The sequence below is a fragment of the Bacillus sp. AFS029533 genome, assembly GCF_002585125.1.
Lineage (GTDB): Bacteria > Bacillota > Bacilli > Bacillales > Bacillaceae_G > Gottfriedia > Gottfriedia luciferensis_B.
The window spans coordinates 94,466-116,978 of the sequence record NZ_NUQC01000001.1; the positions used below are offsets into that span (position 1 = coordinate 94,466).

Annotated in this window: 20 protein-coding genes; 6 read left to right on the forward strand and 14 right to left on the reverse strand. The window is 31.9% G+C overall.

The window, feature by feature from the left end; translation table 11 throughout:
• Nucleotides 1-215: 215 nt before the first annotated feature.
• Both COE53_RS23780 and COE53_RS00480 read right to left on the reverse strand, forming a co-directional pair.
• Nucleotides 216-365 (reverse strand): hypothetical protein, encoded by a 150-nt coding sequence (locus COE53_RS23780; protein WP_091021567.1) that lies wholly within the window; start codon nucleotides 363-365, stop codon nucleotides 216-218.
• Between the two features lie 995 nt (nucleotides 366-1,360).
• The gene (locus COE53_RS00480) at nucleotides 1,361-1,831 is read right to left on the reverse strand and encodes a hypothetical protein (protein WP_069032357.1); all 471 of its coding nucleotides are present in this window, start codon (nucleotides 1,829-1,831) and stop codon (nucleotides 1,361-1,363) included.
• 186 nt (nucleotides 1,832-2,017) lie between these two features.
• Here COE53_RS00480 and COE53_RS00485 point away from each other — a divergent pair, with 186 nt between their 5' ends.
• The gene (locus tag COE53_RS00485; protein ID WP_069032356.1) at nucleotides 2,018-2,449 is read left to right on the forward strand and encodes a DUF2621 family protein; all 432 of its coding nucleotides are present in this window, start codon (nucleotides 2,018-2,020) and stop codon (nucleotides 2,447-2,449) included.
• Nucleotides 2,450-2,478: 29 nt separating this feature from the next.
• Here COE53_RS00485 and COE53_RS00490 read toward each other — a convergent pair whose 3' ends face one another.
• Complete coding sequence (locus COE53_RS00490; RefSeq protein WP_069032626.1) at nucleotides 2,479-2,958, reverse strand: CcdC family protein; 480 nt, start codon at nucleotides 2,956-2,958, stop codon at nucleotides 2,479-2,481.
• Nucleotides 2,959-3,166: 208 nt separating this feature from the next.
• Nucleotides 3,167-3,874, reverse strand: coding sequence for a cytochrome c biogenesis CcdA family protein (locus tag COE53_RS00495; protein ID WP_069032355.1), 708 nt, complete (start codon nucleotides 3,872-3,874; stop codon nucleotides 3,167-3,169).
• 623 nt (nucleotides 3,875-4,497) lie between these two features.
• On the opposite strand from COE53_RS00495, the gene COE53_RS00500 reads away from it, so the two are divergent.
• Together COE53_RS00500 and COE53_RS00505 are read left to right on the forward strand one after the other, a co-directional pair.
• A complete protein-coding gene (locus tag COE53_RS00500) occupies nucleotides 4,498-5,238 on the forward strand; it encodes an AzlC family ABC transporter permease (RefSeq protein ID WP_069032354.1) in 741 nt (246 codons plus the stop codon).
• The gene (locus tag COE53_RS00505; RefSeq protein WP_069032353.1) at nucleotides 5,235-5,540 is read left to right on the forward strand and encodes an AzlD domain-containing protein; all 306 of its coding nucleotides are present in this window, start codon (nucleotides 5,235-5,237) and stop codon (nucleotides 5,538-5,540) included. The genes COE53_RS00500 and COE53_RS00505 overlap by 4 nt, the downstream gene beginning before the upstream one ends.
• An 83-nt stretch (nucleotides 5,541-5,623) precedes the next feature.
• Here the strand turns inward: COE53_RS00505 and COE53_RS00510 are convergent, their stop codons facing one another.
• The 3 genes from COE53_RS00510 to COE53_RS00520 form a co-directional block, all read right to left on the reverse strand.
• The gene (locus tag COE53_RS00510) at nucleotides 5,624-7,513 is read right to left on the reverse strand and encodes a S53 family peptidase (protein WP_069032352.1); all 1,890 of its coding nucleotides are present in this window, start codon (nucleotides 7,511-7,513) and stop codon (nucleotides 5,624-5,626) included.
• 700 nt (nucleotides 7,514-8,213) lie between these two features.
• On the reverse strand, nucleotides 8,214-9,998 hold the full coding sequence (locus COE53_RS00515) for an ABC transporter ATP-binding protein (RefSeq protein ID WP_069032351.1): 1,785 nt from the start codon (nucleotides 9,996-9,998) through the stop codon (nucleotides 8,214-8,216).
• Nucleotide 9,999: 1 nt separating this feature from the next.
• Nucleotides 10,000-11,751 carry an ABC transporter transmembrane domain-containing protein gene (locus tag COE53_RS00520; RefSeq protein ID WP_069032350.1) on the reverse strand — a complete coding sequence of 584 codons (1,752 nt, stop codon included), beginning with the start codon at nucleotides 11,749-11,751 and terminating at the stop codon, nucleotides 10,000-10,002.
• Between the two features lie 351 nt (nucleotides 11,752-12,102).
• Between COE53_RS00520 and COE53_RS00525 the strand changes: the two genes are divergently transcribed.
• Nucleotides 12,103-12,300, forward strand: a complete 198-nt coding sequence (locus COE53_RS00525; RefSeq protein WP_069032349.1) for a hypothetical protein — start codon at nucleotides 12,103-12,105, stop codon at nucleotides 12,298-12,300.
• A gap of 432 nt (nucleotides 12,301-12,732) precedes the next feature.
• Here the strand turns inward: COE53_RS00525 and COE53_RS00530 are convergent, their stop codons facing one another.
• The 6 genes from COE53_RS00530 to COE53_RS00555 form a co-directional block, all read right to left on the reverse strand.
• Entirely contained in the window at nucleotides 12,733-15,024 is a 2,292-nt protein-coding gene (locus tag COE53_RS00530; RefSeq protein ID WP_180242375.1) for an FIMAH domain-containing protein, read from the reverse strand.
• Between the two features lie 917 nt (nucleotides 15,025-15,941).
• A complete protein-coding gene (locus tag COE53_RS00535; protein ID WP_056476721.1) occupies nucleotides 15,942-16,154 on the reverse strand; it encodes a YneF family protein in 213 nt (70 codons plus the stop codon).
• An 85-nt stretch (nucleotides 16,155-16,239) separates the two neighbouring features.
• Nucleotides 16,240-16,677 carry a sporulation inhibitor of replication protein SirA gene (gene sirA / locus COE53_RS00540; RefSeq protein WP_069032347.1) on the reverse strand — a complete coding sequence of 146 codons (438 nt, stop codon included), beginning with the start codon at nucleotides 16,675-16,677 and terminating at the stop codon, nucleotides 16,240-16,242.
• A gap of 192 nt (nucleotides 16,678-16,869) precedes the next feature.
• Complete coding sequence (gene tkt, locus COE53_RS00545) at nucleotides 16,870-18,873, reverse strand: transketolase (RefSeq protein ID WP_091021579.1); 2,004 nt, start codon at nucleotides 18,871-18,873, stop codon at nucleotides 16,870-16,872.
• Nucleotides 18,874-19,059: 186 nt separating this feature from the next.
• A complete protein-coding gene (locus tag COE53_RS00550; protein WP_069032345.1) occupies nucleotides 19,060-19,299 on the reverse strand; it encodes a DUF896 domain-containing protein in 240 nt (79 codons plus the stop codon).
• Between the two features lie 227 nt (nucleotides 19,300-19,526).
• Nucleotides 19,527-20,183, reverse strand: a complete 657-nt coding sequence (locus COE53_RS00555; protein ID WP_069032344.1) for a YneB family resolvase-like protein — start codon at nucleotides 20,181-20,183, stop codon at nucleotides 19,527-19,529.
• Nucleotides 20,184-20,323: 140 nt separating this feature from the next.
• Here COE53_RS00555 and lexA point away from each other — a divergent pair, with 140 nt between their 5' ends.
• Nucleotides 20,324-20,971, forward strand: coding sequence for a transcriptional repressor LexA (gene lexA / locus COE53_RS00560; protein WP_069032343.1), 648 nt, complete (start codon nucleotides 20,324-20,326; stop codon nucleotides 20,969-20,971).
• A gap of 104 nt (nucleotides 20,972-21,075) precedes the next feature.
• Nucleotides 21,076-21,702, forward strand: a complete 627-nt coding sequence (locus COE53_RS00565; protein WP_069032342.1) for a GyrI-like domain-containing protein — start codon at nucleotides 21,076-21,078, stop codon at nucleotides 21,700-21,702.
• Between the two features lie 69 nt (nucleotides 21,703-21,771).
• Here COE53_RS00565 and COE53_RS00570 read toward each other — a convergent pair whose 3' ends face one another.
• Nucleotides 21,772-22,212 carry a hypothetical protein gene (locus COE53_RS00570; protein WP_069032341.1) on the reverse strand — a complete coding sequence of 147 codons (441 nt, stop codon included), beginning with the start codon at nucleotides 22,210-22,212 and terminating at the stop codon, nucleotides 21,772-21,774.
• Between the last annotated feature and the right edge of the window lie 301 nt (nucleotides 22,213-22,513).

The following is a 22,513-nucleotide window of genomic DNA, read 5'->3' on the forward strand; positions in this document are numbered from 1 at the left end:
AAGAAAAATTCCTGTTGGAGTTTACTGGAGTACCCAACACAACTAGTCTATTGAACTTCAATTGAAATTTTTGTGAGGAAATGGCTATCTGAGGACGAGTTTCTTGTCACCGAATCTAAAATTTATAGAATTAATAAACTATATCATAATTGAAAAAAGTACTTCGAAAAAGAAAAACATAGGAAGATTTTAGTCTTCCTATGCTTTCATCCAAATTATTTATCTGTTTGTTTTTGCTTATTTTTCAAATACTCCGCACGCATTTTTTCAAGTTGCTGCTTTTTATCAAATTTGGCAGGCGTCTGTTTTTCATGAAACTTTGACACAGCCATCTGACCTTTTGTATCTAATTGATATTTTCCCACTTTATTCACCTACTTTTCTGTCTTTAAAGAGAATCTATTCAACAAAATATAATATACATTATTTTACTGTAGAAAACCTTATTATAATGCTTAACCTTGCAGATATCACTAAAAACATTAAAAACTTATAAAATAATTCATCATTAAATGGTATTCATTTCATTTCAATATTTAGTTTAAAATACCTACCACTCTGCAAAAAACTTATTAATTCCATTTAATTATAGTGTTAGTGGTATCAATGAGTCATATACTTAAATATTTTGTGATTGAAGTAATCTATAGGTACACCATCTTTCTCAAGTTCTAGTTCATATGGTACGTACCAGTCATTATTATTTGAGTCATCATTAGTTCTATTGCAACTACCGAACAAATCTCCTTCTTCAACCTAATGGAACAATCCTACTTTGGGCATTTTACTTATCACCCTTTCTAAGACATTAAGAATGAAATTGAACTTAGCAATGCTTTAGTTGAATATCACTTTTCCAAAAATAATCCCAATAATAAAAATAGATGTAATTCCAGAAAACATTGTTAACAAGATTTTTATTCGTTGCGTTCTAAATTTGAAACGACTATATAATTTAATAATTAGAATAATGAATGGTACCTGTAAAATTCCAAAATATATCCGATCAAAAGTAAATGGAGTGCTGTGATACTTTTCAATATAAAAATTTATGCTCATAATGCAACTAATCAATTTGAACTGAAAAATAACAAAATTTAATATATTTCATTTTGTATTTTCCTTTATTATCTATATTATTTTTAAATAAAAGATTAATTTTATAAATCCGTTACAATTTTCATTTCCTCTTGCATAATGCCTATTCTTGTACAATTTTATCAAATCTGAATACCTTGGTATATTATTTTTCACACATTTCTTTTCCAACCAACCTGGAATCAGATTTCACTAAATAAAGACTTCAATTTTCTAAAAAAAAAAGCCAAGTCTACAATTAAATAAACTTGGCTTTCATTTATTAGTTATTTTTATTGACTAAAATAATCAATTCTTCATCAAATATAATGTCAGTGTTTAAAATTAACAGTTCTCTTATAAAAGCTTTTGGATTTTCGAGGGTTAAAATAATTGGTTGTACTGACTCGTTAATATGAATTAATAAAGTTATTATTTCTTTATTTTTTCCATAAACTTCGACTAGTTGCTTTATTTCTGTAATATCATTGACCTTAAGTTTAACTGTTAAAATGCCTTTATGAATAATAATTTCATCCTGGATTAAAACAATATCGCTTCTTATTAGGCGGAAAGCTGTAATACTTAAAACAATTACGACTACAGCGATTTGCAGATAGGTTTTTAAATCATTTCCGTTTCCTACAAGCATTGATATTAACTTGTACAGAATGACCAGGAATATTGAACTGGCTGCCATATAAAATAAAATACTTAGAAAAGTAAAGTGAGAAGAGAATTTAGTTTGTTTCACATTCTTTCGCCTCCTCTACGACTTTTTTCTTTATTTTTTCTACTATATGATTCAAATACTTAAAATGAAACTAGTACTTAAAAATAAATGGTCATTTTTTGACAAAAAACATATGTACTTGCTTGATACTTGTCATATTTTCTTACTATAATAGTGGTATGTTTACCTAATACAAGGAGGATACATATGTTTTCGTTCTTTTCTCAAATTATGATTGTCTTATGGACAATTTTCTTGTTAGGAATGATGTCAATCGGCGGATACTTTATGTTCAGAAAGTTTTTGAAAAGATTACCTAAAGAGGATGGGAAATCGATTTTAGATTGGCAGGAAGAATATTTACAAAAAACAAGACATTTGTGGTCAACTGAACAGAAAGAATTGCTTGAAGAATTAGTAAAACCTGTTCCATCATTATTTAGAGATATAGCTCGAGATAAAATAGCTGGAAAAATTGGTGAATTGGCGTTATTAAATAACGCTTCGCAAATTACACAAGGCTTAATTATTGAAGGATATATTAAAGCAACCCCTAAGCGAGATCATGCATTTTTAGTTAAAACACTAAAGAAAAAAGAAATCGATTTTGCCGATTTTAAGCATTTACTTGCAAAATAAAACGTGTACCCGAAAAGGTACACGTTTTTTCATGTGATAATTGTATTTGAAGGAAGCTGTCTTCTCATTTTTTGATATGATTTGTACATTGCTAAGCGCCAAGGCACAATCATTGAAAATGCTAATAAGAAGAACATACCACTTAATTGGCCTACATCGATCGATGAACTTAAATATAACTTCATCACAATTCGAACGACTAATAAACCAAGTAAGATAAAAACAAACGCTTTTGATCTTTTTAAATAAATTTCATTTTCTACAATTTCAAATTTAGATGTTTTAATTAAAAATAACGAAAAAAATACTCCCAAACAAACAGCTTCTAATACTTCAGATCCCGTCAATCTAAACTCTGGTACTAAGTACATTAAAGCTCCACTACTCATAAAAAATGGAGGTAAAATTATTTTTTTAAGGTTTGTCGGCTTTTTAGCAGCCTTTAGTCTAACGACAATTACACCTAAAGCCATACAAGTTGCTAATACTGTGCTAAAAATTATACTCATATCTTTACTCATTTTTTTCACTACCTTTTTTCTCAATCTTAAAGAATAACAATTTCTTATATGCATTTAATAACTGATAACGACAGTTTTTGTGAATACAAAGCTCACTTTTTATCATATAAACTGATTATATAATACTGCTTCTACCACATCGATGCAAATCCAATAACTTCAAATCCTGCAATTTTTTACATTGGAAAAATAATGTTTAAAACCCAGTAAATCCGCCAAAAAATCTTGTAAAATAAATTGTAATTTTAGTCAACCAATCAAAATATAACATGATTCCCATAATGATCATGATATATCCTCCAAAAACGACGATTTTATGTGAATACTTTTTAATCCAACTTAGTGATCCTAAATAAAACGACAATACAAAAAATGGAATAGAAAATCCAAGTGTATATGCTAACATATAAAATAGACTTGAACCTGGGTTACTTACAGCAAGTGCAAATACTGAAGTTAAAATTGGTCCAGTACAAGGTGTCCACCCTGCTGCAAATGCTAATCCAATTAAAGTAGAACCTAAAAATCCTGAAGGACGTTTTGAAAATTGAAACCTACGATCATTCATTAAAAACTTCGGTTGAAAAATACCCGTTACGACTAAGCCTAAAAATACGATTAAAATCGCACCAACTTGACGAATAAAATCTTGGTAACGCATAAAAAAGGAACCAACTATGGAAGTGCTAAAACCTAAAACAACAAAAATAATTGTAAAACCAAGTAAAAAGAACAAAGTATGTAATAAAATTTTACTTTTATGTATTCTTTTTTCATTTTGTAAATCACTTAAAGATACCCCTGTAATATACGATAAAAACGCTGGATAAATCGGTAGACAACATGGAGAAATAAAGGAGAGAAATCCCGCTCCAAATGCAATACCAATATTTAAATCCCCCATTAACTTACATCCCTTCCCATCTTCATTCTAGATAATATTATAACAGAATTGCTTTTTATTTAGTATTAAAAGTAGTTAATAGACCGCATCATACACATATTTTAAGAATCTCTAATCACTCATTCATTACCAAAAAAATGAAGAAAAGTGATTAAATTGGAATATTTTCACTAAAATTTCGGCACACTTCTTAATAAACTAATTTATTATTAAGGTGGAAACATGTTTAAAAAAATATGGCCAAGTTTTTTATTATTATTAATCCTTATCATATACTATTGGAAAATATTACCTATAATTTATAAATTTCATGAATAAGACAAAAATTATTTATGGCATTTCCAAAAACCCCACTTTTATCTTCAAATGCTTTTTAATTTCAATACTGATCCCAAATAGTAGATAAATTAAATTTTTAGTATTATGAAAATTCTCTTAATTATATAGTATAATCATATGATAATCTTTTATGTCCAATCGTTTTCCAAACTCTAAACAAGTATGAATTCGAAAATATAAAGTGTCTAAAAACATTTTAGATAACTGCCATTTTAATTTTAGATCACATGATTGTTCTAATCTTACTAAAGGTTACTTTAATTGAAGGGAGTTTATAACTTAATATGTCTACTGTTTTGCAACAATCAAAAACTACACACACTAAAGCGAATCGTAGTAAGGAAATGAAGGAAGGATTTTTAGCGTCTGTCCCTTTAATTATTGGCTATTTGCCTGTTGCTTTTACATTTGGATTAATTGCAAAGCAAGCTGACATTGATGTGCTAAATACTCTCTCATTTAGTGCGCTAGTTTATGCAGGTGCTAGTCAGTTTATGGGTTTATCAATGTATTTGGCTGGAGTGAGTTTTTTACAAATCTATATCGCTACATTTATTTTAAATTTTAGAAACTTCGTTATGAGTCTATCATTTAATCATCAATTTAAAACTCTTCCATTTTGGCATAGAGTCTACTTATCAATAACGCTTACTGATGAAAATTTTGCTGTAACTACTTTAGGTAAAAAAAGCAGTTCAGCAAGTTATTCGTCTATTTATTTGATTACATTACATACAATTGCTTATTGTACTTGGATAAGCGGTACTATTTTAGGAGTAGTTTTTTCCAAACTTATTCCAAAGATAATTAGCGAAAGCATGGGAATATCTTTATACGCTATGTTTATCGGGTTATTAACACCAGCCATTCGTACAAATTGGCGAGCATGTTTAATCGTAGTAGTGAGTATGCTATTAAATTTCATCCTTTCATCTTTTTTAAGTCAAGGCTGGTCATTAATTTTGTCTTCCATTTTTGCTAGTTTACTTGCAATTGGATTAATGAAAGGAGATCACAAAGAATGATTGTCTTTTTACTTGTTTTTGGTATGTGCCTAGTGACAATGATTCCCCGAATAATTCCTGTATTTATTGTTGATCGGATTCAATTTCCAAATTGGGTATCCTCTTGGTTAAAAGGTGTTCCATATGCTGCACTGGGTGCATTAATTTTCCCAGGGATATTAAGTGTTCAAAAAGGAAATATGAGTGTTGGACTGATTGGTGGATTAGTTGCCATTATCCTAGCATTACTTAGATTACATATTATTTTCGTTGTTTTTGGAGCAATCGGAACGGTTTTAGTGATGAAGCTTTATTTTATTTAGTAATTTTTCTATATTCATAGGCAAGTTTCATCAATCAAGTATAAAAAAAGTCGCATAAAGATGCGACTTTTTCTAATTGAACTTTATTTTTCTGTAGTACTGAAATTATCAGCTAATTTTGCTACATCAGGTATTCCAAGTCCTGTAGCTTGGTTATAAAGCGTACCTGGTGTACCAGAATAGAATAGATTATCGTTTTGAGCGCCTGCTTTATTTAATGGTGTGAAAGGCGAAGAACTTTGTTGTGCAAAACGGTAAATTTGTGGATTCCAGAAACCTACTTGAGTATGATCTGCACTATTAATTAATGCGGATAAACCATTCAATTGAGGTGAAACGAAGCTAGTTCCACCAAATATAGCATATCCTGAATTTGTACCTGGTTTACCTGGTTCACTTAAATAAACATAATATCCAGTGTATGGATCTGCAGCCATTGATAAATCCGGAAGGTTACGGCCTGTACCTTGTCCTGAAATAACAGTTGGTTGTTTGTATGTTACATTTGATAAATCTGGTGAAATAGTAAACTCATCTACTGCAGAAAACTGGTTAACTCCGCTAACACCTTTTTGATAATCTGGCGTATCAAAATGAGTACTAAAACCTCCACCACCACCATTAATTAAGTTAGTATCTGGTAGTTTTCTAGCTTTGTAATATTCATTTAAATAATCCCAACCCCAAGCACGTTCTTCCCCTACTTTGACATCGACGCCTGTTGAATTAGAGTGGAATTGGAAAGGTAATGTCGTTCCACCCGCTACTGTAATGTACGGACTTGCTGCTGGGAAATCAGCTGTGAGTTTAAATACTTTATCTGAACCTCTAGTTTCATCATAAGCACCTGCATCACCAGCTGCAGCAAACATTGAAATTCCTTGTGCTGCTGCCTGCATGAATAATTGATTAAATGTATCTTCATACTCTGGTGCTTCCATTTGCTGCTGTACGTATGAATCAATACTTAATTCGCTTGATCCCCAACTTACTGAAATTTGTTTAGCTACATTATTATTAATTGCATTTGAAAATGCATCTACAAATCCAGTATCCGAGTTCGGACCTACATATACATTAATATTTGCATCAGGAGCAATTGCACCCGCTTGCTGAACATCTAAAGTAGTTTCTTCATAGCCATCCCACCCAGAACCGCCATCTACCTCATTTACTTTAATACGATTAGGCTTTGTTTTTATTCCAACATTATCCCAGAATTTATATGCATCATCTGTATTAAATTCTGCTAAAGTAACAATACCGATTGTTTGACCAGCACCAGTTGCTCCCTTTTTATAAAGTGGATTAACATTGTAATGGCTTTGTAAATCTTGCGGTGTTAAACTAAGAGGACCAGTTGGTACGTCCTGCTTATCAATTATTGCTGGTTGTTTAACAGCTCTTGATTCTAAATTCGAATAATTATTTAAACCTATAATACATAAAATATTATCTGAAATTACTTTTGGTAAAGTTGGGTTCTTTTTTGTAGCATGAATGCTTTTCCCTTTAAAACTAGCATATTTTAAATCGACACTTAAGGCTTTATTTAATTGAGCAACTGTTCCTGTTGCTGTAATCGTTAAATTATTTGCATGAACATCAGTTTTAATACCATATGATTGCAGGTAAGACGTAACAGAATGGATATAAGCTGGATTTGGTGCATATTTAGCTTTGAATTCATCTACACTTAAATATTTTCGATAATGAGGAGAGTATGGTGTAACTGTTTCCTTAATATATTTTTCTAAATCATCTTTGTTTTGAAGTTTCAAAACAAAATCGATTGATAAAGTAGTTGTAGGATCCATGTCTCCAAAATAATTTGTTCCATCCAGTACAGCAGCCCCTGTACCTTGGGCTACTTCCTTATTTACTTGAGCGGCTACTTTAAATGTTGGTGCATTAACTAATAATAAAGAACTTGCCGCTGCTACTGTCATTAATGGTTTTTTCCAGTTTTTCAAAGCATATTCCTCCTTGTTGAGTACGAAAACTCCTAAATAAAAATATTAGTATGGTAGAATAATAAATTTAATACACTTTTATTTTTATTTTTAATTTCAAATATATTAAATTTATTCTCTGATATCGATTATAATTCTCGAAATAGTCTAACAAAAGAAATAATATTCGATATAAAACACTAAAAATCTCCACTTTTCGAACAATTACAACAAATTCCTTATATTTTTTAGTAATATTTTCCTTATTTAAATAATGCATAAATAACCTTAATTAAAAAAAATTAATTAAGGTTTTACGTAAAATTATTTAATCTAACAAAAAATTAACTATTATAAAATAATAAACATTTAGTATTTTAAGCAGATTCTAGTAAAAATCGGTGCTTTCACACTAACATATTTTATTTCGCTCTACCTTTCTAATCTTCAAGACACCCTATATTTGAACTATTATTAAGTTCTTTTTCCTATCCGTTTTGGTACTATTCTACTATTTGTAAATTTATTAGTTCTATGATCAACTAAAAAACTTATGTATTGTATTATTTACTAGGATAATTTATCACTTTAAACTGTTAACTACTGATTTGATTAATTTATCTCCACTTTATGAAAATATTAATAATGCATTAATTTTTATTAATATCCCTCTGAATATGGTTCTATAAAAAAAGCAGCTAGAAAATCTAGCTACTTTTCATTACTCGGCCAATAATAAAGACCCTTTATTTTGTAATAGATACATATTATAGTACAATCCTTGTTTGGCAAGAAGCTGTTGATGGTTGCCTTCTTCTACGATTTTCCCTTTGTGCAATACATATATGCAATCAACATCCTGAATTGTTGATAGTCGATGTGCAATGATAACAGTAGTTCTACCTTTTCTCATCTCAGTTAAAGCTTCTTGAATTGCTTCTTCTGTTTCACTATCAATATTTGCTGTTGCTTCATCTAAAATAAGAATAGTAGGTTTAGCTGCAATCGTTCTTGCAAATGTGATTAATTGGCGCTGTCCACTTGATAAAGTTGAACCTCTTTCAACAACTGCCTCATCATACCCATTTGGTAATTTTTCAATAAATTCATTCGCTCTAACTAATTCGGATGCTTCTTTAATTTCTCTTTCAGTTATTTTGCTATTATACATAGAGATATTTCCTTTTATATCTCCAACAAATAAGTATGGATCTTGTAAAACTAAACCAATATTAGAACGTAATTCACTTTCTTCAAATGTTGAAAGTTTTTGATTATCAATCTGAATTTCCCCGTCTTTCACATCGTAAAAACGTAATAGTAAATTCATGATTGTTGACTTACCACTTCCTGTATGACCAACAAAAGCAACTGATTGACCAGGTTTAACGGAGAATGAAATATCATGTATTACATTGTGTACTCCGTCATATGCGAATGATACATTTTTAAAATCAATACTTCCTTCTTTTACTTTTGGTAAATCAGTTCCAACTTTAGTAGGAGCTTTTTGTTCTTCATCCATTAAGTCAAATACTCTAGATGATGATACGACAGCTTGCTGTAATAAAGATAATTTCATCATCATTTGCGTAATCGGTTCAAAAAATCTTTCTAAGTAACTTACAAATGCATAAACTGTACCAATCTCAACTGGATTACTAAAGGAAGTAATGCCAAAGAAGCTAAGAACAAACATGATTCCAATTGTATAAATTAAATCTGTTGCCGGTCTTAAAAACAGAGAATCTAATCGTATTGTTTTTACACCTGCATTATAGTGAGACCTATTTACTCCCTCAAACTCATTTTGTAATCTTTTTTGTTGGTTAAATGCTTGTATGATTGACATACCTTGTAAGTGTTCGTTTAATTTAGCATTTAAATTACTTAACTGCCCTCTAGTTTCCATAAAAAATGGAAAACTCTTTTTACGATAGGTTAGTATAATAAAATAAACAATTACCACTAACCCAACACAAATCGTTGCTAATTTAACGTCTAATGAGTACATCGCAATAATAATTCCCACTAAAAAGACAATTTGCTGGATAAAAGTTGCCAGTACACTAACGTAAAAATCTTTTATAGCTTCTGTATCATTTGTAATTCTTGATACAATACTTCCAATCGGCGTTTTATCAAAAAATGAAAAAGCTAATGAATGTACATGCTCATAAACTTTCATTCTTATATCTTGAACAACTTTAAAAGCAATTTGTTGAAACATTAAAAGCTGTAAATATGATAATACAATTTTGCCGATTGTAATTGAAACATATATAGAAAATAACGTTATGATTGTATCTTTTGGAAAATACCTTTTCATTAAATGATCATCTAGAAATCTTTTAACTAAAATTGGACCATACATTTCACATGCTGTTGCAAGGAATAAGAAAATAAATGCAAAAGTCAGTAAAACTTTATATTTTTTTAGAAATGAAAGAAGACGAATTAAATCTTTTTTCTGCCTTTTTGCATCGATTTCAATCTCTTGATTCATTTTATCTCCCCCCTTGCTCTACTAGTTCTTCTAGTTGCTGTCTTTCAAACATTTCTTTGTACCAACCATCAATTTGAACTAAATCTTCATGTTTACCTCTTTGAATAATTTTTCCTTCGTCTAAAACGATGATTAAATCACTATGCATGACAGCACTCATACGATGAGAAGTAATAAATGTTGTTTTCCCACTTCTTTCATCCTTTAAAGAGCGTAATATTTTTTCCTCTGTTTTTGCATCTACCGCGGATAAACAGTCGTCTAATATTAAAATATTAGGGTTTTTAATTAAAGATCTAGCGATTGAAATTCTTTGTTTCTGGCCACCAGATAATGATACCCCTCTTTCTCCTACAATCGTGTCGTAGCCTAATGGGAACTCTAAAATATCTGCATGAATATTAGCAATCTCGGCAGCTTTGTGTACTGTTTCGATTGAAGAATCAATTTGACTAAACGCAATATTTTCCTTAACCGATGAAGAAAATAAGAAATGTTCTTGAGGTACATAACCAATATGTGATCTAAGAGCTAATAAAGTTGTCTCTTTAATATCTAAATCACCAACCGAAATACTCCCGTTTACTACTTCATATTCTCTCAATAAAAGTTTTAAAAGCGTTGTTTTTCCTTGACCAGTCTTACCAACTATTCCAATTGTTTGACCTTCTTGCACATTAAAATAGATATCCTTTAATTCAAAATTTGACTCTTCATTAAACTTAAATGAATCAATTGAATAAGCTATTTCAGCCATTGGAAGTTTTTCTAATGCATTTTTTGTATTTTTAATTTCAGGTTCAACACTTAATAAAGAACGGATTCGATCATAAGAAGCACGCCCTCTTTCAACAATATTGAATAACCATCCAATTGCAAGCATTGGCCAAATTAATATGCCTAAATAAGTAACAAATGTAATTAATTGTCCAACAGTAATATCATCTGCTATAACTAATCTAGAACCATAAACAACCGCAATAATATAGCAAATCGAAACAACTAACATAATTGTTGGATCAAAAAGTGCATCAATCCTAGCAACTCTCATATTGTATTTCACTACTAAATCTGCTTGATTTTTAAAAGCAGCTACATCTTCTTTTGTTTGCCCTAAACTTCTAATAACCTTTAAACCACTCATACTTTCTTGAACTTTATTATTTAATTCTGAAAATGATTCTTGCGCTAAATGAAAACGTTGATGCAATAATTTACCATAATATTGAGTCAAAATGGCCATAACTGGTAATGGTAATAGACTAATAAGCGTTAACTTCCAACTTATTGACACTGCCATCATTATTAGTACCGATCCACCTAAAATAATCGAATCAACAAAAGTTAAGATCCCAGCACCAGCTGTCTCGCGTACTGCTTGAACATCATTTGTTGCGTGAGCCATTAAATCTCCTATTCTATTTTTTTGATAAAAAGACGGAGACATTTTTGTAAAATGATTATATAAATCATCTCTAAGCTGTCTGGCTAACTTTAAAGAAGAACCAAAAATTAATCTCCTCCACCAATATCGAAATGCATAAAGAAGTAACCCATTAATAAATATTAAACCTACCCAAAAAAGTAAGTTTTTACTATTAAGTGAGTTTTTTACCATTTCATCAATTACATAACCAATAACCTTCGGAGGTAGTAGCTCTAAAATTGCAACGATTACTAAAAGAGATATTCCCCATACATAGCTTCTTTTTTCTTGTTTAAAAAACCAAAACAAATCTTTAAAAACTGACATTCCTTCACCCCCGCAATGCTATCAAACTTAATTTTACAATATTTAGAAAACTCAAAACACAGTGTACATTATAACATAAAAATTAAATAATTTTTAATAATCTGCTTATTTAAAATGGTTGTTAATTTTCGGTAAAACTAAAGATATTTATCGTTATAAAAATTAAATACATAGACAAAAAACCGAATTTACTTAGCATAAAAACCACTCACGAATATGGTAAAATTTAAGTACGGAGGTGAATTATGGAAAATATTCGAGAATAGAGGAATCAGAATGGAGGACAGTGTTATAGATAATAAAATGTAAGTTTGATAGAATTATAATATTAGTTTGAAAAGGAGTGGAAAAATGCCTAATAATTCAGTATCAACTAATACAAATTTAGCGGAGAATGTAAATCGACAAGGTAGAGTTAAGTCTCCATTCTTACAGGAAACGACTACAAGAACAACCCCACGTACATCTCCATCTCTTTTCACAAGTAAATTATTTAAAAGAAGTGACGAAGCCTTAAACCGTTTAAAAGAAAATCGTATCAACGAATAAAACTCTACTTTTTACTTTAACCTTTCATAGTTTGACCATACAAATAATATATTTGAATAAAGCTCTGTATGGGAGATGATGGAATGAGAGACAAAAAGCAAAAAAGCCCCTTTTTAACGAACAAGCCCTCAGGTACTTTACCAAAACGTACTAAAGATAATAGTTTATTACTAAACTTGAATAAAAAATAAAAGATGAAATAGATAAATTTTAAAAAAATAATTAGTTAAGTGTTGAATTCCTCTCAACTGGTACTTTATTAGGGCACCGATATTTAACCAGAGACCTTTTAATTTTGTTTTTTACAAATTTAATTTATACCAAAAAACCACTTTAAATTGGTTCGTTTCCCAATAGAAAGTGGTTTAGTTTGCTGCTACCCTTACTAGTTTATCCCCGTCACAGGTAATCTATCCTGAACAGTCAATCTACCTATTTCCAAACCTCAATCATTCCGTCAGCGTACGCTTTTAAACTATTGTACGCTTTTGCAGAAACCTTTTTCGAAGCATTTTCATTATCTAAAAATCCTTTAAAATCATTAATATGTTTGACAACTTTATCCGCAGAACCTTTCTTTTCAAATTGCTCTACAGACCTCAAATGTGCCTTCAACGCTTGCGCTGAACCTGCTTTGAAAGCTCCTACATTGTCGAAGCTGTCGATTAGAGAACTTACACCAGCTGCATTCAGATCGCTTAGCAAAAGATTGCTATCAGTAGCGCTTTGGTTTGTGTCTGTTTCTGAAGTTGCCGTAAAGTTAATGTTTGCTGGAGCTGTCATACCTTTAGGAATTTTCACATACACAGGTACATCAACACTTTTCCCCGGTTCCACTGCAACAATATTATTATCAAGTTGAACCGTCCAATCTTCACCTGCTGAAGCGTTAACTCGAATAAGATCCTTTGCTTCGCCGGTATTTGTAACATTAAAATGGTAAACTGCCACTTTCCCCGCAATGGCCGGTTGTATTGTGCCTGCACTTACATTAACGCCGCGTTTATAGGTACCTGATCCTTCCGTGTTACGAACTGCAACCTGATAATGAAGTACGCCGTCATTACCTTTGTATTTGCCTAAAATATAGAACTGAAGATGATTGTAAGGATCGATGTACTCACTAACTACATCATCTTTGCCAATAGACCCATCGAATTTTCCGTTAACCAAACTAGCTCCATTCCCTGCATGGAATAAAGAATCCAAGGTTTGCCTTGGGTCACCTTTTGTAACCGAAACTGTTGTACCGTCGGGCTTTGTAAAGTCCTTCAATGCGATATCTTCAGGATGTGAATCAATTGGCCAGATAAACGGTGCAGTCTCCGCATTTTTCGTTTTAGAAATCAATACACCTGAATCGGCAGCAAAGGAATCCGCTCCAACTCGATCTACAACTTCAAGGGTGTAGTTATTGTACTTAGCGTTATTTACGTTACCGATCATATCGTTACGCCAGTCTCCGCTTAGGTAATTACTTGGAGTTAAATCAGTCATACTGATGTTAATCCCATGGAGTCCGTTTCTGCCGAATTTACTGCCGATTGGTACTTCGCGCGCGATAATATCCGCAAACGCCGGACCAGACACTTTTAATTCATCACGATTAAGTTGCAGGACTTCATCATTAGATAAAAACCCTTGTTTCATCTTATTTCGAAGCGTATGTGGTGCCGGTAAGGAAGAACCTAGGGTAGCTGGAATCATCCAGCGAGTGTGCGTTCCACCTGGACCATTAAAAGACCCACGACTCATCGTTTCCCAATACCCTGCATAGGTTCGAGGATCTAAAGCTGCATTATTATAGTTATCCCCTAGTCCTTTAAGGTGACCAAATTCGTGAGCAAATGTGGACATCCCATCACTTTCTCCTTGAATAGAAACACGAATCGATTTGCCGTTTAATGTGGCACTAGATGCAGCAGACCAAATCGATTTAGCTGCAAACCAAGAAGTCCAAGGTACATAACGGGTTTTTGCCCAAGTTGGCATATTTTCAAATCCTGTTAAATTTGGAGGACCAAATGCAGCAGGTACCGAGTTCTGATTCATAAACTTCATTTCACCAAGTTCTTGCCAAACAGTTGATTCATCATAGCCTGCATGTACAATAAACGCAAAGTCATAGTTTTTTCCAGATGCTATAATATCAGCTGTTGCCGCATTTATGCCGTCTTGGAAGAGGTTTCCGGTTTTATAATTACTTGGCAGAAAACCAGAATTAAAACTATCTAGCCCATACTGAAATTCGTATTTATCCAAGCGGTAAGGACCATAAGAATCAAGTGTTACGCCCCATTTTCCATAAGAGTTCTCTTTCCAAAAGCCATCGATTGTCTGATAATGATTTAACTCACTCGGTACATTTAAGTAATTCGTCCAAAACTCCCCAAGCTTTTCTCGGGGAACAGCATCGACTTGTGGATTACCGATAAGATCTTTACCTTTAGGCAAAGTCAAGATAAAATCCTGACCTGGAAAGTCAACCAAAATCAATGCTCCTTTAAGGTTTGTTTCCGGTTGAATACTCTTATCGGTACTCCAGTTAATACCCGGGACTGGTTTATAATCATTCCATGTCATATCTTCTGGATTCACCCAAGACTGTGGATCTACTGGTCCCGGCATTTTATCTAGCCCTGGTTCAGCAGCAAATGCGGCTGTTGAATACATCGAAATCAAAAAAGTAGTTGATAATACAGCAATCTTAAATCTACGCTTCAAATAGATTCTCCTCTCACTTGTAAAATAACCTATAATTTATGTAGCTTTCGTTTTCGAATTTGCCGTGTCGATTATGTGATGTCATCATTTCTTTTTTGCTCTTTAACGTCACCTTCTGGTTATGCTAAGTACTTAATCCCCCCTTATAATTTACTCCTCCTTCTTGAAATCTACTATTTAGAAAAAGCCTAACATTATACTAATTAATAGACTTCATTGATAGTTTTCTAGATGTACTAATATGATGAAGCATAATAAATTATTTAATAGTTTATTAATAATTCTAATCTTTTAATAATGAATATTTTGACAAATATCGGAACCACCTTTAGCATTTTTATCGACTTTCTTCTTCATGGAACTTGTTAAATAATTAGAAATCGACGTATTAAACAATTAAATTTCTAAATTATTGTCAACTGTTTGTGGGTTTTGGCGTGTTCTGTATAAAAATATTTGTTCTAAAATAATTTACTGATGTACTAAACGATTAAAGAATTTACATTTCTTAACCAAGTTGTAATGGAGTGTTGCATTAATTTCGAATTCTTCTAAATTCAAAATGAAAAAAGATTAAAAAACACCAACTTTTCGCTGAAGTGCGCCTCAAATGTTAGATGGTGTAAATTTGGGGTGCACTTCACGTGAAGTCGGTGTTTTAAACTTTTTAATTTCTTCTCTAGTTTAGGGCTAATTTCTTTTGTATTATTAAAATTTTCCTCTAAAAACATAAAAACCACTTTCCTATTGGTTAATTCCAACAGAATAAGTGGTTTCAGATTAGTAAAATGATTCATGATTTAAATAATTACAAATTCTTGATGAAGGATTCAGTATTAAAAGAGCTGTTTCCTAAAGAAAGTGTTCAATATTTATTTCGTAACAAGCTATAAAGCCTTATATGTTAAAAGGATTTATTATTTTGTTTGGTTGTTCATTGCCTTCATCATTTGGTTAATTTTCTTTTGTGAAGGTTTTTGTCCCATTTGAGCCATCATTACTTTTAACATTTGTTCATTAATTGGTGGATTTTTCTTTAGGTAGTTCATTGTATATTGACGAGCTATGAAAAATCCAATCGCTACACCTGCAATTAATGCTAAGATGCCGACTAGAAAGTATACCCACATTTTATTGCTTCCTCCTTAAAATCATCTAGAAACAATTTTACTAAAACTAACCAGTTTATACAAGAGCAAACTGCAATTTAATCGTTTAAATATACTTTTGATAGGCGATAGGTCGTAGCCAGCCAAATCGCTGATCCTTCACATCAATTGCAATGAATGTTGAACGAAATTTTCTTAATAGCTCAAAGAATATTGTTTCTGCCTCTAATGATCCTTCTGCATATAAAATTAGTTCGTGAGGATATAGTTTTAGCTGAGCCTTTGCCCCATCATCAAGTTCGAGAAGATACTCTCCAGTTTCCTCATAAAAGTAAATCTGTTGAGAATCAAATTTGCGAATAAATGTATGTAGCTCGAATAATGGTATTGGTTCTGTTATATATTCTAATTGTTTTTCGATTATTTTCCTTAGTTCAATAGATGAGTAATAATACTCATATACTAGTTGATATATTTTATGCTCTTTCCCATAAAATTCTATAGACAGTGGTTCTCGAATTAAAAAAATTTTATATTCCCTCATATCTTGTCCACTCCCAACAACTATCTGTAAGGAAAATTATATAAAATTCCATTCAAAATATTTGTCATTTTTAAGGAGTGAAAATCAACTAGTTTTGTCGAAAAATCTTTAATAAAGCATTATATTGAAAAAAGGTTTAGGAAATAGGAAAAGAATTTCAAATTCTTTCCCTACTTTTCCCAACTTTACCTTTTATTGTAATACTTTTTTTGCTGCTGAAACGACATGATCAACAGTAAATCCGAATTTCTCCATTAATAGGTTTCCTGGAGCAGAAGCGCCAAATGTATCGATTGAAATGACTTCTCCATCTAATCCTACATATTTATGCCAGCCGAATGAAGAACCCATTTCTACTGCTACTCGTTTCGTAACTTCTTTAGGTAGTACTGATTGTTTATATTCATTAGATTGCTTTTCAAATAAGTCCATTGAAGGCATCGAAACAACCGATGCAGAAATTCCTTCTGCCGCTAATTTTTCTTGTGCTCCTACTGCTAATTGTACTTCACTACCTGCTGCGATTAATACAACATCAATTTTATCTTGTTTAGCAGGAGAAATAACGTAAGCACCTTTAGACACTTTATTATAAATATCAGTAGTAGTCCCCTCTAAAGTTGGTAAATCTTGACGAGACAATACTAACATTGTAGGTGCGTCTTTGGCTTCTACTGCCACTTTCCATGCTGCTGAGCTTTCATTTCCGTCTGCTGGTCGAATTACATTCAGATTAGGCATTGATCTGAATGCTGCTAGTTGCTCAACTGGTTCATGAGTAGGTCCATCTTCACCAACTGCGATACTATCATGTGTAAATACATAAGTAACTGGTAAATTCATTAAAGCTGCTAAGCGAATTGCTGGTTTTAAGTAATCAGAGAAAACAAAGAATGTCGCGCCAAACGCATGAACGCCACCATGTAGAGCCATACCATTTAAGGCTGCACCCATTGCAAATTCACGTACACCGAACCAAATATTACGTCCGTCATAGCTTTCTCTCGTAAAGTCACCTTTACCATTCATATACGTTTTGTTAGACCCAGCTAAGTCAGCAGATCCACCAAAGAAACTAGGTAATACGTTTGCAATAGCGTTAATTGCTTCACCTGAAGATGAACGAGTCGCAATTTTTTTACCTACTTCATACTTAGGTAGTGCTGTTTCTAAATCTACAGTAATATTACCTTCAATCGCATTCTTTAATTGAGCTGCTAATTCAGGATATTTTTCTTCGTATTTTGCAAATGTAGCATCCCATTCTGCTTCTTTCTTTGCACCAGCTTCAACGATTACTTTATTAAAATGTGCATACACTTCTTCTGGAACATGGAATGCATTTTCATAACCCCAAGCATACGCTTGTTTCGTTAAAATCGTTTCTTCTTTTCCTAGTGGCTCACCGTGAGATTTTGATTTACCAGATTTATTTGGAGAACCGTAACCGATTGTTGTTTTCACTTCAATTAAAGTTGGTTTTGATAATTCTTCTTGAGCTTTTTGGATCGCTGAGGTAATTTCATCTAAGTTATTACCATCTTCTACGCGGATAACTTGCCATCCATAAGCTTTAAAGCGATCTTCTACACTTTCAGAGAATGAACGATTTAATTCTCCGTCTAATGAAATATCATTTGAATCATATAGAACTACTAGGCGTCCTAATTGTAAATGTCCTGCTAATGAAGCCGCCTCAGCAGAAACACCTTCCATTAAATCTCCATCACCACAAATTGAGTATGTAAAGTGGTCAACTACATTTAAGTCTTCTTTATTATATGTACCTGCTAAATGACGCTCTGCTAAAGCCATACCAACAGCCATTGCAATACCTTGTCCTAATGGACCTGTTGTAGCTTCAACACCATGTGTATGTCCAAATTCAGGATGTCCTGGTGTTTTGCTTCCCCATTGACGGAAGTTTTTAATATCTTCAATTGAAACTTCGTAGCCTGATAAATGTAACATGCTATAAAGTAACATTGAACCATGGCCTGCTGATAACACAAATCGGTCTCTGTTAAACCATTTTGAATTTTTTGGGTTATGATTCATAAATTTTGCAAATAATGCATATGCCATCGGTGCAGCACCCATTGGCATTCCTGGGTGACCAGAATTAGATTTCTCAATTGCATCAATTGATAATGTACGAATCGTATTAATTGCTAATTGTTCAATATTATTAGACATAAATTTCGCTCCTTTAGCTTATTCATAGATATTATCATATAATTTACCATGATTTATTACAATAACTAACACTTAGTTTTGACATTTTTAACAAATTCTTTCCAAGAAATAGAAAAAAGCAGAATTTTCTTCTGCTTTTTTCTGTTATTTTTAACAAAATATGAACTTTTATATTGATAAAACTTTTTAATGTAAGTTATTTTTACGCTTTGCTTTTTCATATTTTAACTTTGCAGGTGTAATGTCATTCCCTTTTTCGTCAACAATTTTAATTGAAGTTAGTTCATCGACCATACGAGAACGGAAATCTGCTAAATATTCTTTTCTTAATTGATCTTGTTCTACTTTCTCTTCAGGACTTAACCCTACTTCTTTTGACTTTTTTGATAATTCATTTATTCTATCTAAAGTTTTTTTAGTAACCATTAGTAACCTCTCCTTTATTTGTAACTTATCTATTCATTGTTAGTTCCATCACTTTGATAATTAGACGATTAATTGTATGTTCTTTCTTTGCGAGAAAGTCTAAAGTCGTGCTGTTTTACCATTGGTGTAAAAGAGCACCGCATTTAGCAGGCTATGCAAAGAAGAAAGCGATCGTTAGTCAGAGTTTGATATTCTATTCAATGTATCTCATCTTACAATAAATTGCATTAGCTTTCAATATTGGAGATTTCTTTCATATGTTCAATATACCTTCTATTAACAGTTGCCTTTGAAACGTTATATCCAAATCCTTTTAAGGTAGCTGCAATTTCCTCAAATGTTAGATCGTTTTGACGTAATCTTACAATTTCGGAAATCGGTAATTCCAACTTATCTCTACCACCTGCGTTTAAACTACCTTCTAAGTTTTTTTGAGGCTTATACCCGTTTTCAACCGCCTTTTTCATACCTCTTTTTATTTTCATATTATGAATTTTCCGTTGATATTCCTCTACAATACTTAAAATTTCTAAAACCATTTCATCACTTTCACTTAATTGAAATTGTCCATTTTGAGAAGAGGTAAATAATCTTATTCCTTCCCTTTTTAAAAAATGTAATAAAGCAATTCTTGCATGACCTCTTCCTAATCTTGTTTCATCTTGTATTAACAAAGCATCAACTTGATGCTCTTTTATAATTTGGAATAGCTGGAATAGCCCTTCTCGTTCTACTTCATACCCACTTGCCTGTTCGCCTATTGTTTCTAGAATACACATTCCCATCCGCTCACCTAGTTCGGTTAGTTCACTTATTTGTCTATGTAATGATGTTTCTTGTGAATCCTTTGCTGTACTTACTCTCGCGTAAATTATTGCATTCATTAACTGTTCCCTCCATACGAACACGAAAACTACTTTAATAAAAAATAGAACTAACGTTTGTATATCATATCCTATCATGATATAATGAAAAAAATAAAGAGGAACGTATTATCTATTTTATAGGCAAGGGGGAAATTCGAATGAACAAACTATCGAAAAGGCAAGCAGAAATTTTAGCTTATATTAAAGACGAAGTAAAAATTAAAGGTTATCCACCTTCAGTTCGAGAGATTGCTGAGGCTGTTGGTTTAGCTTCAAGCTCTACAGTACATGGTCATCTAGAGAGACTAGAACAAAAAGGCTATATTCGAAGAGACCCTACGAAACCGCGTGCAATCGAGATTCTTGGCGATACAGCTGCGGTTGTAAATGAAGTACAAGCATCATACAGTGAAATCTATAACGATATTATTAACATTCCCGTAATCGGTAAAGTAACTGCAGGTATTCCAATTACAGCAGTCGAAAACGTAGAAGAATATTTCCCTTTACCGACATCTGTCGCTCCATCTAACGAACAAGTTTTTATGCTTCGAGTAGAAGGAGATAGTATGATCAATGCTGGTATTTTGAATGGCGATCTTGTAATTGTTAAAAAACAATTCACTGCTGAAAATGGCGAAATTGTTGTTGCCATGACTGAAGATAGTGAAGCTACTGTAAAGCGCTTTTATAAAGAAAGCGACCATTTTAGACTTCAACCTGAAAATGATGCCCTGTTTCCTATTTTATTAAAACAAGTATCAATTTTAGGAAAAGTAATAGGAGTCTATCGTACATATCATTAAACTTTTTAAAAGCAATGACATATTTATGTGATTGCTTTTTGTTTTTAACAAGCATAGTTATAACAAAATAAACCAACTGACTTATTATTAATGGAGATTTTTTAGTGAGTAAACTCGAGTGGAGAAAAAGTTTAAAAGAAATTTATTTACCAAAAAGTAAGACTAGTAAAATTAAAATACCAACCTTTAAATATATAACGATTGAAGGCAAAGGCAATCCCAATAATGATTTATTTAAAGAAAATGTCGAAGCACTTTATTCTTTAGCCTATGCCATTAAAATGTTGCCCAAAAAAGACATTGTTCCAGAAGGATACTATGAATACACAGTCTTCCCTCTTGAAGGTGTTTGGGATTTAGATAAAGAAGGTCGAAAACTAGACTATATAAATAAAGAACATCTTTTATATAAATTAATGATTAGACAACCCGACTTTGTTACAGAAGATTTAACATATATCATTTTAGATCAACTTAAACAGAAAAAGAAAAGTCCACTGCTAGCAAACGTAAAACTCGAATTGATCACTGAAGGCTTATGTGTTCAAACCATGCACATCGGAAGCTATGATGACGAGCCAAGAACTTTTAAATTAATGGAAGAGTTCTGTTTAGAGAATAACCTAGAAAGAGTGCAAAAAACACATAAAGAAATCTATATTTCTGATGCAAGAAAAACACAACCTGATAAATTGAAAACTGTTTTAAGATTTCAAGTCGAAGAACGATAGCCAAAATAAAAGAGCTTGGAAGTTCCAAGCTCTAGACATACGATCAGTCCCCTAGAAGATATCACTTTGTCATTCACTATAGCTTTCAAAATTCTTCTCTAAATCATCTCTAAACGCAATGGCTAAATAATTATCGATTATATTTCTAGTAATAGGTGATTGAAAGACTTGACTCTTATATGCCCCACCATCATATTCAATTATATCAATCTTATTTTCAACCTGTTCATTTTGTACCTCATCAAAATATTTAATACTAACTACTACCCCAGCGTCATCAATCGTAATTAATAACTCTCTTTGATTTAATAAGACCTCAATCACACTATCTTTATCAATCATAATATCAAACTCACCATTCGAAACTTCAATTTCCTTTTTTAAAGACTCCTTTAAATCAATAAAATATGATTCGAATTTCTCACACATCTTACTGTATGCCATATTTTCTGTAACAGTTTCTTTATATATTGCTTTTGTTTTTAAGATGAATTCCCTTTTAAAATCCATATTTCCACTCCTTGTAGTGATATAATTGGAGCATTTATATATTATTACTATTCATCATGCACTGATAAATAGAATAACAGGAAGAATGTATTTAAAATTTTTTTATACTGATTAGCCTAAAGTAACAAATCGTTTAATCCATCAGGACTTTTTACACGCTTTTCGTAACTATTGTGAATAATAGTAAACTTTTCAATGCAACTATGAAATGATAGGATTATTTCAATCTAAGTTTGAGAACTTGTTGAGAATAAATTTATATAGTATTGACGATGGGTATTTGAAAGTGGCTAATGAAAAT